This window comes from Hymenobacter perfusus (genome assembly GCF_003944765.1).
Lineage (GTDB): Bacteria > Bacteroidota > Bacteroidia > Cytophagales > Hymenobacteraceae > Hymenobacter > Hymenobacter perfusus.
In genome coordinates, this window is record NZ_RWIU01000001.1 from 860860 (window position 1) to 874408 (window position 13549).

Sequence of the window (13549 nt, forward strand, 5' to 3'; positions counted from 1 at the left end):
TTAGTGCGCGGCTTCGTGGTGGCCGAAGCCGATAATGCGGTTAACCGGACCGTTGGTCCACTCGTGGCGCAAAGCCGCCGTGCTGGCCGAAATAACGGTTTTACCCGCCTGCCGCACCATCAACTGGCTGTCGGGCGTGACGCGGCCGAGGCGCGTGGCGCGGCCGCCAAAGTGCTGCTCGAAGGCCACCACATCCTCGGGGGCCACTGTGGCCACAAACCGGGAGTGCGACTCCGAAAACAGCTGTACATGCACCGGCAGACCTGCCGGCAGTTCCACCTCAGCCCCGAAGCCGTGGCCGAACGTAGCTTCCGCCAGCGCTACAGCCAAGCCGCCATCTGACAGGTCGTGGCAGCTCTGAATCAGGCTTTGCTCGTTGGCCTCGCCCATGAGGATATACAAGGCTTTGGCCTGCTCGAAACGCACTTTGGGAACATTGGCGCCCAGTTCGCCGAAGAGCTGGTAGAACTCCGAGCCGCCCAGCTCGTCGTAGGTTTCGCCCAGCAGGTACACCACGTCATCGGCTTGCTTGAAGTCGGAGGTAATGGTGCGGCGCACGTCGTCCAGCTTGGCCGTCATGGAGTACAGCACCGTGGGCGGTACCGAAATCTTCACGCCGTCGGCTTTGAAGTCGTTTTTCATTGAGTCCTTGCCCGAGGTGAGCGGAATGCAGTAGGCCGCCGTGGCGTCGCGCAGGGCCTGGCACATGCGCACCAGCTTGGCCAGCTTGTGCTTGCCGTCGGGGTTGCCCACGGGGTCGTACACCGAATCGGGCACGCAGAAGTTGTCGTTCACCGACCAGAAGTTGCCGTCGCCGTAGCTCAGGTTGGGCAGCTTGCCGCCCACGGCCACAATCTGGCGCACGGCCTCGTCAAACGCGCCGGCCGACATGTGGTAGGCGTCCAAATCACCGAAGCGGGGCAGAATGCCGTTGCTCACGGCCACGCCTTCCCAGCTCTCGAAATTGAAGCGCACCACCGCCGCATCCTGCGGGGCCTGGCCGGTAGCGCCCATCAGGGGCTTGATGATGGTGCGGCCCTTCACCTCGTGGTCGTACTGCCGAATCACCGACTCGCGGGAGCAGATGTTGAGGCTGCCCAGCAGGCGGGCAAGGGCGTCGGTGTAGTCGGTGGCAGGAGCCAGCGCGGGTTCCTGCGCTTGCGGCTTGCTCCACTCCGCTTCCAGCACTTTGCGCGGTACGCCGTTGTGTAGGAATTCCATATCGAGGCGCGCTACCGATTCACCATCGAAGCGCACGTCGAGGCTGCCATCCGAAGTGAAGTAGCCGATGTCGGTCAGCTCCACTTCCATTTCCTGGCCCAACGCCAGCAGCTCATCCAGCTTGGCGGGCTCCACAGCCAGCGAAAACCGCTCCTGCGACTCCGAAACAAAGATTTCCCAGGGCCGCAGACCAGGATATTTCAGCGGCACCTTCTCCAGCTCCACCACCGCGCCACCGCTAATCGTAGCCAGCTCCCCGATGCTGGAAGACAGGCCGCCCGCGCCGTTGTCGGTACTGCACTTGATGAGGCCGCGCCGCGTGGCCAGGATCAGGAAATCCATGGCCAGCTTCTGGGTGATGGGCGAGCCAATCTGTACGGCCGTGGCGGGCGAGGTTTCGTCCAGCTCAATGCTGCTGAAGGTAGCACCGTGGATGCCGTCTTTGCCCACCCGGCCACCGGCCATGATGATGCGGTCCTGGGCGTCGATGTGCTTTTCCCAGGAGTCGAGGCCAGCCAGCTGCATGGGCATTACCGCGCCGGTGCCGCAGTACACCAGCGGCTTACCGGCGTAGCGGTCATCAAACACGATGCTGCCGTTCACGGTGGGCACGCCCGACTTGTTGCCGCCGTCCTCGATGCCCTTGCGCACGCCCTCAAAAATGCGGCGCGGGTGCAACTGGTTGCTCAGCAACGTTCCTGAAAACTCGGGGTTGCCGAAGCACAGCACGTTGGTATTGAACAGCAGCCGCGCCCCCCCAATGCCGGTAGCCAGCGGGTCGCGGTTGTTGCCCAGAATACCGGTGATGGCCCCGCCGTAGGGGTCAATGGCTGAGGGCGAGTTGTGGGTTTCCACCTTCCACACGAACAGCGACTCGGGGTTGATGCGCACGGCCCCTGCGTTGTCGCTGAACACCTTAATCAGCCAGTCGTTGCCGTTAGCCCGCAGCTGGCGGTCCACTTCCGAAGTAGCGTCCTTGATGTATGTTTTGAACAGGGAATCGACTTCGAACTCCTCGCCGGTATCGGCATCCTTATACTTAATCAGGGCCGAAAACTCCTTGTGCTTGCAGTGCTCCGACCACGTCTGGGCAATGATTTCCAGCTCGCAATCCGTCGGGTCCTGGGGCAGGCCGGCGGCCTGGCGCTCTTCCCGGATGCTGGTGTAATGGTCGCGCACGGCGCGCATTTCCTCCAGGTTCAGGGCGTAGAGGTTGTCTTTGGAGAGCTTCAGCAGCTCCTCGTCCGTGAGGCCCACCAGCGGCACCAGGTCCGTAACGGATTCGGCCCCGCCACCGGGCCGCGGCGTGTAGTCGCGGATATCGGTGATGGGGCCGGTTTCGAAACGGTTGATCATCTTGTTGCCCAGCAGCTCCTGCGCCAATTGGCGCAGACTACTTTCGGGCAGGGCTTCTTCGAGGAAATAAAGCCGTTTCGAGAAAATGTGCTGGGTATGGGTGTCGAGCGGCTCGTTGAGGAAGTCGCCGAGGGCATTCTGGGCCGAAATACCTTCGTCGTCGGTGACGCCGGGCAGCTTGGCCACGAGAATACAGCTCTTATACAGTGCGTCGTGACGGAACTCGTCGAAGGCCACGTCGTGCAGCACCGGGTCCTGGAGGCAGTGGGTGGCGAAGTCGCGCAGCTGCTGGTCCGAGAGGGGGTAGCGCACCGTGTAGAGGGCGGTGCTTTGCACGCGGCCGGTGTGCAGGCCGAGGTGGCGGTGGGCCGCTTCGGCCACGCGCTGGCCCTCGCCGTCGTGTTGGCCGGGCTTAAGCAGCAGCTGTATGGTTCTTTGGGGAGATTCCAAAAGAGGGAGGTTTGTCTATTTTTCGGGTTTCCCACGCCTGGCGAAATTGCCATCGTGAGGAAGCATACCCGCCCGGGGTACGCCGAAAATGCCTTGCCGCGGAGCCGGTTGCCGCCGTCGGTAGGTTTAAGAAAACGCTTTATCGGGCCGACTGCCCGGTTTCACCACCGGAATGTTTGCCCGGCACAGCGGGCACTCTTCGGGTGCGTAGGTAGCCGCCGTGACCGGCAGCAGGGCAAAGTTCGGAAAAGAAAGGTCAGCTTTCCCACTGGTGCGGTCAATTAAACTGGCCACGGCCAAAACTTTTGCCCCCAGCCCTTCCAGCACCCGCGCTACTTCGTTGGTGCTCTTGCCGGTAGTCACCACGTCTTCGGCAATGATGATTTTCTGGCCGGGCTCGATGGTAAAGCCGCGCCGCAGCGTCATCTGGCCGGTTTCGTCGCGCTCCGTGAAAATGCCGGGCACGCCCAGCTGTCGGGCCAGCTCGTAGCCAATCACCACGCCGCCCATAGCCGGGCCTACCACCACATCGGGCTGCAAACCAGCCTCCTGAATCCGGCGGGCCAGCTCAGCCGCGGCCGGCGCGGCCAGATCGGGGCGGCGCAGAAACCGGGCGCACTGCACGTAAGTATCAGAGTGCAGGCCCGAGGACAGCCGGAAGTGCCCGCGCAGCAGCGCATCTTCCTGCAACAGCTGCTGCTCCAGAGTTTTGGGGGTGAATTCGGTGGTGTGGGGGGAAGTCAAGGGAGGTGAGTTGTTATCGGATGAAATGATGAACGTCATGCTGAGCTTGTCGAAGCATCTCGCGTGCTGATGTCTGATTACCGTTGCAACGTCAGCACGCGAGATGCTTCGACAAACTCAGCATGACGTTCCTGAAGCTTTGCATACAGCTTCAATGTCTTATTTGTAGTTGTGGTCCTTTCCCAAAGTAGTCCTCGGGTACATTCCACACATCAGTTACTATTACCACCGGTCCTCCTTCGGACCTCCTCTTGGCACCATCGGCACCAAACCATACGACAATATGATCCTCTGGGACCGACACCGACTCTCCATCTATTTCATAAAGAGTTTGACCACTTAGTCCGACGACTACGCAGGGCAAACCATCCATTTCCAAAATATCACCTAGCTTAAAAGTACCTGCCATATTGATTTACACCACTACCGGCCGCAGCTGGTTCATCTGCTCCACTAGTTCCCGGGCGGCGGCGGCGGTATCCGTGGCCTGCCAGAGGGCGCGGGAGGTGTTGATGAGCAGGCCAGTGCCATCGGGGCGCAGGCCGGCGCGTAGCGTGGCGGCTAGGTCGCCGCCCTGGGCGCCTACGCCGGGCACCAGGAACCACTGGTCGGGGCAGAGGGCGCGCAGGCGGGCCACGGCTTCGGGGTTGGTAGCGCCTACCACCAGCCCGATGCCGCCGTGCTGCTCATCGAGCTGCCGGGCCACGCGGGCGGCGCAGTCAGCCAGGGAGCCGCCGCGGGTGAGGGCCACATCCTGCAAAGAGTGGGTGGGTTTGTTGGAAGTTTTGGCCAGCGCAAACACCAGCTTGCCGGGCCGGGCGAAGGGCACAATGGCGTCGTCGCCCATGTAGGGGTTCACCGTCACGCCGTCGGCTCCGATGATGTCGTAGGCGAAGCGGGCGTAGTGGTCGGCGGTGTTGGCAATGTCGCCGAACTTCCCGTCCAGGATTACCGGAATACCGTCCGGCACGCGCTGCACGGTTTCGCGCAGCAGCTGCACCCCGTTTTCGCGGCTCAGGAAGAAGGCCAGGTTGGGTTTGAAGGCGGCGGCGTATTCGCTGGTCTGGTCAATTACCTCGGCCAGGCGGCGGGCTACCTGGGCATCGTCGCCCACGGGGTCGAGCCCCACGCAGAGCAACGTGTGGGCGGCTTGTACTCGGTTCAGGAGGGTTTGCATGGGGTGGGAAGGTGTAGCGCGAAGTTTCACTTCGCGAGGCATTAAACGAGGGTAGAAATCACCTATTTCAATCCAGCAGCGCAGACGATTTGCGAATGAAAACTTCGCACTACAGGCTGGCCGGAACCAAATGACCGCACTCGGCGGCCAGGCGGGCCGAGAGGCCGGGCTCCAGCCACTCACCACTGGCAATCTGCACGGCCGAGGCCCCGCAGCGCAGGTAGTCCGACACGTGGCTGGCCGTAAACACGCCGCCCGTCCCGAAGATGGGCAGCGTAATCCGCTCATCATGGGCCAGTTCCCACACGCACCGCAGCGCCACGGGCCGCAATGCTTCGCCCGAGAGCCCCCCGACCATCGGCGCGGCGGTAGCATCCTCGGGCAGGTGCAAGGCTTTGAGCAGGTTGGTGGCCGCAAGGGCATCGGCTCCGCCTTCCTGCGCGCCCAGCGCCAAACCCCGGATGTGCTCGGGCCAGGGCGGCAGCTTCACCACCACAGCCGCTTCGGGCGGCAGCTCATTGCGCACGGCCTGAGTGGCGTCGCGCACAAACTGCGCGGTCAGCTCCTCCCCTTTCCCGGCGTCAGGCTGGGCAATGTATACTTCCACGCCGGCAATCAGGCCGGCGGTTTCGCGGGCCAGGAAGCGGGCAATTTTGCGGAAGCCGGGAATGCCGGGGGCCGTGATGCTCACGAACACCGGCACGCCGTAGCGGCGCAGGTTGGGCAAGTGCTCCTGCACCAGAATTTCGGCGCTTTCAGTGCGCATGTGGGTGGCGTTGAGCAGGGTCTGCTCGTTCACCTGCCAGATACCCTCCTCGTACAGGCCGGGCTGCGGCTCCATCGTGACGGTGCGGGTGAAGATGGCGCCCAGCTGCTCGTAGCCCGTTCCATCCAGCTGCCAAGAGGCCGCCGCGAGGCACACGGGGTTGCGCAGCGTGAGTTGTCCGAGTTGCATAGGTCTTAAAAAAACTGTGATTTCGCCGGCGACCAGCCTTCTAGCGAAGCTGGCCACCAACAAAAAATCAGATGAGTGCGCTGCCTACCTACGGCCCGGGCCGAGGCAGCCAACTGACAAATTATCAAAACACCCGAAACGCGGGGTAGCCAATTCGCGGACCGACATATATGTCAGAATCCCCCCTGATTTCTATCACCCCGCTCCTTTGACCACCCCGCCCCGTTGCCACCGCTGGGTGGAAAACGGGTTTTCAGAGTTTCATTTTTCACTGTTGACTGTCCGCTTTCCGTTAGAAGCCTTCCGATTTTACATGCTTCCGAACACTGCGAAACATGGCGGGCCGTACTCTGATTACAGCTATCCATCTAAGGTCCGTGCTCAGGTTCGTGGTGCGGGGGGTGGCCTGAGCGGCGGCTACCATCTGCTGGGCCAGGGTGGTGGTGTCGTTCATGGTGGGTACCCGTATGGGGAGGAAGAAGGCGCACTTCGGCTACACCAACCGAGCCGGTGGGGCACAAAAAAACCGCTTCGAAAACCGAAGCGGTAAAAGCCGCAAAACCAATAAAAACAAAAGAATCAACGGGCAAAATGACCTTCCGGTCATCTCGCAGGACGCTTTCGTGAAAGGTCCCGCGCTTCATCAGCGTATATTGATTGAGGTGAAGCACGTCGCAAAAGTACTACTCCTATCTACTTCACCAAGACAATTCGATTTAATTTAATGTTACCAAAATATTACCCACCTATAGAAAACCCCATAGAACAAGCAGAAAACATAACGGGTATATGTCTGTATTTCAGATACCTTTAATCATCAAGTTATATCCGACGTGTTACTGAATTGCTGCTTATCTTTACTTTTTGCTTTTGCTGACTTCCGGGCTTAACCATTCCATAACAGTTAGTCAAATAAGAATAATACAATAACGAGCCAGCATTTTATACCAAGCGTACATTATATAACCAGCGCAGACCGGACAGAAGGGATAGAATTCATGATTTCGCAACATCGACTACTGTCACTTACTGTTGTTCTTTGCAGATACTCTGGCTTTTACTTATCTTAACATATTCATAATGCCCTGCCTTTTATCCAAGCCTACTTAAGTCGCTTACTTTTGTTGTTCAATCGTTTTGCCGCTGGCTTTTCTTCTTTTCCACATAACATCATGAAAAAAGTGCTACTGGGTTTGTTGTTAGGAGGGATTCTGGCACTTGCGCCAACTGCTATGGCTCAAACGAATACACCCGCTCCGGTGGAATACAGTGAGCGGGTGCCGGCGGAAGGCTCCGGGAAGCTGGCCCTCTACAATCGGGCACTAGACTGGGCACAGAACAAGTTTTCTTACGCGCCTAAATCAGGTTTGAAAGCGGTAGAATCCGCCGGCTCTATCCGTATTACGGGCACCGGCACCCTGAAGCAGCTTGATGCAAAAGGCAAAGACCAGCCGGTGACCGTGCGTTTTGATTTCGTATTCCAGGCCAACGACAATGGCTACAACTACACCGTAGGCTCATTCCAGGTGGCTCCTGATCCTAAGCAACCCGACCAGTTGGTAGCCTTTGACGAGTACCGCCTGCAGCTGCAGGCGGAGCGGAACAACGAGAAAAGCCATAATGACCGCCGGGTTACAGCCCAGGCCAACTCCATGGCCAGCGAGGCCGCTATGTCGTTTCGCTCTTACATGAACAGCCAGCCAGCGGAGGGCAACGTTGGTATAGCCGGCGGAGAAAACTAGCATTCATCCGCCTAGCCCCTGCTTTTCGTCCCGACCGGCCGCATATGCGCGCCAGTCGGGACGTTTTTTATGCCGTCGGCAGCGGTTCATCGGGGTAGCGGCTTAGCAGGTTATGGGTACGCGCCGGCAATTCGCGCGCGTCCAGCACCATAAAGCCATCGAGGCAGTTGCTGAATCGGGGGTCGAGGTTGAAGCCGATAATACGGGCATTCTGCTTCAGATATTGCCGCAGCAGCACGGGCACCCCGCTCCCGCCCGGCTCCAGCCCGGCAATCAGCTTCTGCAAATCCTGCAGGTCGTGGAGGCCCGCCTGGAGTACGTTGGCTTGGGTTGGGTGATCAAGCGGACGGTAGCGAAACTGCTTACGAGGACTTACCAGGGGTGCCAGTGCCGCATCGGAGAAATGGGCCCGCAGGTAGGCTACCATCACCGCTTTGGAAGCAGATGAAAACCGGTTGCTGATGCTTACCGGGCCGATAAGGTAACGGTACTCGGGGTGGCGGGCAATGTACTCGGCAATGCCTTTCCAGAGCAGGGCCAGCGGCTGCGGCTGCTTCTGGTACTCGGCCCGGATAAAGGAACGCCCTAGCTCAAGCGACTCGCGCAGCAGTGGAGCCAGCTCTTTTCTGATGCGGAACAAGGAGTGCAGATAGAAGCCCCGCTTGCCGAATTCGCGCAGGATGCTGCGGCCCCGCCCCACCCGGTACGCCCCCACCAGCTGCCTGGTGGCCCGATCATACAGAAACAGGTGGCGGTAGTATTCATCATACTGATCCAGGTCGGAGGCCCGCCCGGTCCCTTCTCCTTCGCGCCGAAACGTGAGTTCCCGAAGCCGACCAATTTCCTGCATCACATGCGGTATTTCGGCCTTTTTCGCCACGTACACCTCCCAGTTGCGGCACCGCAGCAGGCAGCGGCTGGGGCGGAGCCCGTCAATATCGGCTTCCAGCAGTTCCGCCGACAGCTCAGGAACTATAGCGGCAGGTGGCAAGGCCGGGAACAAGGTGCTGGCCGCCACTTCCCACGGAGAGCCCAGCGCATATACCCGGGCCCGCAGATAGGCCAGCCGGTCAGCAGCCGGCAGGCGGCCCAGCTCGGCAGCGGCCACGGGCTTTCCAATCCGGACGCGCACGGTATGGCCACGCTTATTGAGCAGTTCAGCCGGCAGGCGTGCCGTTCGCAACAGCGGGTGTACCAGCCCTAGCAAGTTGAACGAAGCACTGTTCTGGCCGCTTAGCCAGACCGGCAGGGCCGGTACCCGGGCCACTTCCAGCAGGCGGCCGGCCGTAGGATTCCAGTCAGGATCCAGCGCGGGCCGGAAAGGGGCCGACCGATGGGCTACTTCTCCCGCCGGAAACAGGCCCAGCGGCACATCGTTGTGCAGGTGGCGCAACAACCGGCGCACTCCGGGCACATTCCGGCGGGCCTGGTTTTTTTCGGGACTGACGAGGGCCAGCTGGTTGGGCAGGTTAGCCAGCAGCGGGGCCAGCACATCGTTGGCTACCGCCACAAAATCGGGGCGAACCTCTCCCAGCACGTACAGCAGCACCAGGCCATCCAGCATGCCACAGGGATGATTAGCTACGGCCACGAAGGCACCCTGAACTGGTATCCGGCGCAGTTCAGCAGGGTCGTAGTCTATCGTAATGCGCAAGTCGTGCAGCAGTTGTCCGATGAACTCCCGGCCCGTCAGGTGCCGATTCCGTTCATATAGGTGCTGCAACTCCCGCAGCTGGGCCAGCCGCTGCCACAACGGCCGCAGCAAATCGGCGGAACGGCGCCCGAAGTCACCAGCAAATACCGAATGCGAATCAGATAGCAAATCCATAGACATCAGCCGCGGCCGGCCCAACAGGGGCCGCCTCTCCGATACCAAATTCCTAAATCCAGATTAGCACCGGGTTACGGGCCGATTATGAAACTATTACCAATGGGCAATAACGCAAGAAGCCGCGTTGCAGCGCGGCTTCTCTGGGTCCTCAGCACATAGCTTCCTTTCTCACTTCACTCACTGCAAAACTACGGGGTTTTATCGGGCAGGGCTACCGCTATTAGACTAAGTAACAGAAAAATAAAGATGAGCGACGCATTTATATCGGCGAAAGGAAATACCCGCCCTGCGGAGGTCAGCATCCCCTCTCAGAAACGTAACGAGCCCGGCCGCCTACGGCCGGGCTCGTTGAAGACCATAACAGGATTAATCAGCTGGTTGGGCCGTTATCAACCCGTGCTTCAACCGTAGTCTGCACGGTTGATGATACAGCTGACAGGAGGTCGTAGCCCGTAGCGGCCTCAATGGCATTTACCGTAGTCCGGTACGTACCCCAGGTAGTGCTCAGGGAGTTGTCATTGGGTGTATCGATGGCAATAACGCGGGTGCTGGTGGTTACCCGGGCCGCGTCGCCGGTACCCACGGGCAGCACCACAATTACCTTCCAGCAGCGGGCCGGCACCGTAATGCGGCCGGCATCAATGGTGGCGGCGTATCCATTGGAACCGGTGCCTCCTTTGCCATAGCTGCCGCAGATAACATACAGCTCATTACCCGCATTCACGAGCGTACGGCAGTAGTTTTCCAGGTTGGCCCAGGTGCGCTGGTTGTTGTTGGGCGCCTGAGGCATCATATTGGTCATCAGAAAAGTAGCTGAATTGTCAGCTACCGAGCCCGTACGGTCGGCAGAAGGGCAGTTGTGGCCCCGGTCGAAGCCGGAACCGCTGTAGCTGCTGCTACCCGCACGGTACCATCCCGAAGGCAACGCGGCATCGGCGGCAAAATTATCCTGACGGGCGGTGCTGCCTAGCCAGGCGCTGCTCAGGTGCCAGCTAACCCAGTTCGGAATGCCCCGGTCGCGGTGATACGACATGGCAAACTGGGTTTTGCTCATCAGGTAGTTGGTGTAATTGCTGGTGCTGGTAGTAGCCCCGCTGGGGTTGCCCATTGCAAGGTTACTGTCGCGCGTGGCAGTAGCATCGGCACTTTGCGAGGAAGCACTGGGGCTGCCAGTGGGCACTACAGCATCTTTGGAACAGGAAACGGCGACGCTGGTAAGCAGGGCCAGGCTGAGGAAACGGATGATGGTACGTTGCATGTAGAAGAAGGTGTGTTTGGTTGGTTAGAGAAGGTGCGAATACAGAAACAGGCCGCTTTCCAGCCGCAAAAATGGGGTTTCAATCCGGGCTGTACGTTACCGGAAGATTATCATTTTCCGAAGTGGGAAAGTCCTGACAAAATGCGAGTTTCCTGAAAGTATTGCACCAGCTTCTTCTGAAAATGCCATAATTCTATAGCTGGGTTCTAACGTCCGCTACCTGCTCCTTTGCCCTTGCTTGCCGCAACGCCTGTGCAGAAGCCTGCACCCGTGCTTCAGGGCGCTCTGCTCTTCCTATCCAGGCCAGATAACAGGCCCAGGCACCCATTTTATCTGCTCTGATTTTGCGTACCTCTTAAACATAAAAATCCCCGCTGACCTGCAACAGCGGGGATTTTTGTACAACAAACAATACGTGATAGTAGGGTAGATACGTATAGATAAAGGGCTTAGCGGTTATTGCTGGACCACCAGCCGTTGCGTACCAATGCGCTGACCGGCTTTGTCTAACAGATTTACCTGGTACAAGCCAGGCGCAAGGCTACCGGCCGACATAGAAGCCCGGGCACCACTTACCGTTTGCCGGCTTACTTCCTTGCCCAGTTGATTGTAGACAGCAACCTGGTATTTAGCCCCAACCTGGCCAGGCACTTTCATGCGCACCTGCTCCGTGCTGGAAGCGGGGTTCGGATACAGTTCGAACACAACCACTGGGGGCCGCAACGACACTGAAATAACGTTCGAATAGGTTTCCTGACCGTTCAGATCCACCTGCCGCAGACGGTAGTACAGATTCGGGGCGTTCAGCGAAATGCCATCATAGTCGCGGAACAGGTACTGGCGGGTAGTCGTGGAGTTACCGGCAGCATTCACCCGGCCCAGGTCCTGGAAATTTCCGCTGGCCGACAAAGAGCGCTCCACAATGAAGTGGCTGCTATTGGCTTCCGCGCTGGTCTGCCAGCTTACGTCAATGGCACCGTCGCTGCTTACTGCTCTAAATGCAGTGAGAGTCACCGGAGAAGTTACCGGTGGTGTAATGGAAGAAGGGAAGCCCGAAGGGGTATCCTCGGCAAAGGCATAGTAGATACGCGTATCGGCCAGTGCAGCAATACCGTTGGTCAGCACTACTTCCACCCAATCAAAGTCACGCGTAGTCCGGAACGACAACTCCTGCTTGCCGTTTGCCAGCAACTCCAAGGTAACTAACGACGGATCAGCAATGGTTTCTACCAGCTGCGAGCCATCGGTACCGGTGCCATTTGCAACCCCCGTGTAGGTTCTCACCTGAATGCGGGACAGTAGTTGAGCGTCAACTAGGCCGGTTCCCAGACCCAGTACTACCCCGGCGCGGTTGCCGGCTTTGGCCGGGCCGTTCAGCTGTAGTTTCAGCCGCGTGTTTCCTCCCACGGCCAGCGTGGCATTATATGAAGCGTAATTGTTCGTGAGGTCCTCATCGGCAGCGAGCTCCGGATTGGAGATACCACAGTTGGCACACAGCAGGCTACCATTTACCTGATGGCGGTTCGTAGGAGCAGCAAAGCTGGAAATACGCGCGGCCTGGTCGCGGAATACGCGGGGCTCCAGGCCGAAACCGTAGTACACCCGCAGGTTGTCCAAGACTCCCAGCAAGCTCACGCGCCGGATTTCAACACGGTCGAACGGCTTGGTTGTCGCCATTCGGATATGGTATTTGCCCCCAGGCAGCACACTCAGGCTCAGCAGGCCGGCACCCGTACCGGTTTCCTGCACGGTATTGCCCAAATAGGTAGTCAGGCGCAGACCCGACAACACGCTGGCATCGAGCAGGCCGCCGCTGCCCAGCACGAAACCGGCGTAGTAGCCGGCCGGGGCTGTGCCTTCCAGCTGCGTTTGCAGCGTGGTGGGGCAGCTCAGATCCAACAGCGCCCCCATGGTGGCGTAATTGGTCAGGTCCGTGTCCACAGCATTAACCGGGTTGTTCACGTTGGAATTTACGCAGACGGTAATTCCGTTATCCACTGCCTGAGTGCTGTAGTTGGCAACCGCAGGCGTTGCAAAACGCGACACGTAGCCTTTGGCCGTAGTAATCTGGTTGGAACCGATACCGTAGGCGTAATATACCTTCAGCTTATAGCCCAACGAAACCAGCGAGGCCGCTTCAATTTCGATCTGATCGAAGGGTAAGGCCGCTGTGAATTCCAACGGAGTAGGCCCGGTGGAGGAACCCAACAGCACCGCCGCCAGATTCGCATCCACAGTTTTGGTTTCCTGGAGCTGGGAACTGCCACCGTTGCTGCTCAGGTACGTGCGGATTCTGATGAGGGAAGCGGCATTAACACCCAGCAGATTCAACAAGCCGCCATCACGCTCTACCATAATACCGGCCCGGTGCCCGGCTGGCACCAAACCATCCATATCCATGCGCAGCTTCAGGGTTTTAGTCACCAGCACACTCAGCGGCACATGCATGGTAGCAGCCGTCGTGAAATCGGCATCGGTGGCATACCCAGGGTTGCTTACCGACCCAAAGCAGGTGGTAATATTCAGAATCGTGTTGCAGTCGATGATGGGAGTAGCACCTGCATTCCCGGAATTAGAATAAATAGGTGGGGTGGTTCCCTGCCCGGACGCCTGACTCAGGGCAAACAAGCTTGCGCAAAAGGTGGAAATCCAGCGCCGGGTGGCGGTTGTGTAGAACTGAACCATATACAAGTGAAAATTTGGAGGAGGATGCGGCGTCAAATACCTGACAGCCAGCAGAGTAATTGGCAAGAAGGCTACCAATTTTCAGTTCTCACTTTAACTATTTGATTATCAATAAATTAAATAATATTAG

Annotated in this window: 9 protein-coding genes; 1 reads left to right on the top strand and 8 read right to left on the bottom strand. The window is 58.9% G+C overall.

Features of this window, described 5'->3' with window-relative positions; translation table 11 throughout:
* From EI293_RS03685 to EI293_RS22025, 5 genes are all read right to left on the bottom strand, one after another.
* Entirely contained in the window at nucleotides 1–3027 is a 3027-nt protein-coding gene (locus tag EI293_RS03685; RefSeq protein WP_125435787.1) for a phosphoribosylformylglycinamidine synthase subunit PurL, read from the bottom strand.
* A 126-nt stretch (nucleotides 3028–3153) separates the two neighbouring features.
* Nucleotides 3154–3771, bottom strand: coding sequence for an orotate phosphoribosyltransferase (gene pyrE / locus EI293_RS03690; RefSeq protein WP_246010518.1), 618 nt, complete (start codon nucleotides 3769–3771; stop codon nucleotides 3154–3156).
* Between the two features lie 415 nt (nucleotides 3772–4186).
* A complete protein-coding gene (pyrF, locus tag EI293_RS03695; RefSeq protein ID WP_170170226.1) occupies nucleotides 4187–4948 on the bottom strand; it encodes an orotidine-5'-phosphate decarboxylase in 762 nt (253 codons plus the stop codon).
* A 109-nt stretch (nucleotides 4949–5057) separates the two neighbouring features.
* On the bottom strand, nucleotides 5058–5903 hold the full coding sequence (locus tag EI293_RS03700) for a dihydroorotate dehydrogenase (protein WP_125435790.1): 846 nt from the start codon (nucleotides 5901–5903) through the stop codon (nucleotides 5058–5060).
* Between the two features lie 292 nt (nucleotides 5904–6195).
* Entirely contained in the window at nucleotides 6196–6357 is a 162-nt protein-coding gene (locus EI293_RS22025) for a hypothetical protein (RefSeq protein WP_170170227.1), read from the bottom strand.
* 718 nt (nucleotides 6358–7075) lie between these two features.
* Between EI293_RS22025 and EI293_RS03705 the strand changes: the two genes are divergently transcribed.
* Entirely contained in the window at nucleotides 7076–7645 is a 570-nt protein-coding gene (locus EI293_RS03705) for a DUF4468 domain-containing protein (protein ID WP_125435791.1), read from the top strand.
* A gap of 67 nt (nucleotides 7646–7712) precedes the next feature.
* On the opposite strand, the gene EI293_RS03710 is transcribed toward EI293_RS03705, so the two are convergent.
* From EI293_RS03710 to EI293_RS03720, 3 genes are all read right to left on the bottom strand, one after another.
* Complete coding sequence (locus EI293_RS03710) at nucleotides 7713–9473, bottom strand: lysophospholipid acyltransferase family protein (RefSeq protein WP_170170228.1); 1761 nt, start codon at nucleotides 9471–9473, stop codon at nucleotides 7713–7715.
* Between the two features lie 373 nt (nucleotides 9474–9846).
* On the bottom strand, nucleotides 9847–10734 hold the full coding sequence (locus tag EI293_RS03715; RefSeq protein ID WP_125435793.1) for a DNA/RNA non-specific endonuclease: 888 nt from the start codon (nucleotides 10732–10734) through the stop codon (nucleotides 9847–9849).
* A 456-nt stretch (nucleotides 10735–11190) separates the two neighbouring features.
* On the bottom strand, nucleotides 11191–13419 hold the full coding sequence (locus tag EI293_RS03720; protein WP_125435794.1) for a T9SS type A sorting domain-containing protein: 2229 nt from the start codon (nucleotides 13417–13419) through the stop codon (nucleotides 11191–11193).
* Nucleotides 13420–13549 lie beyond the last annotated feature (130 nt).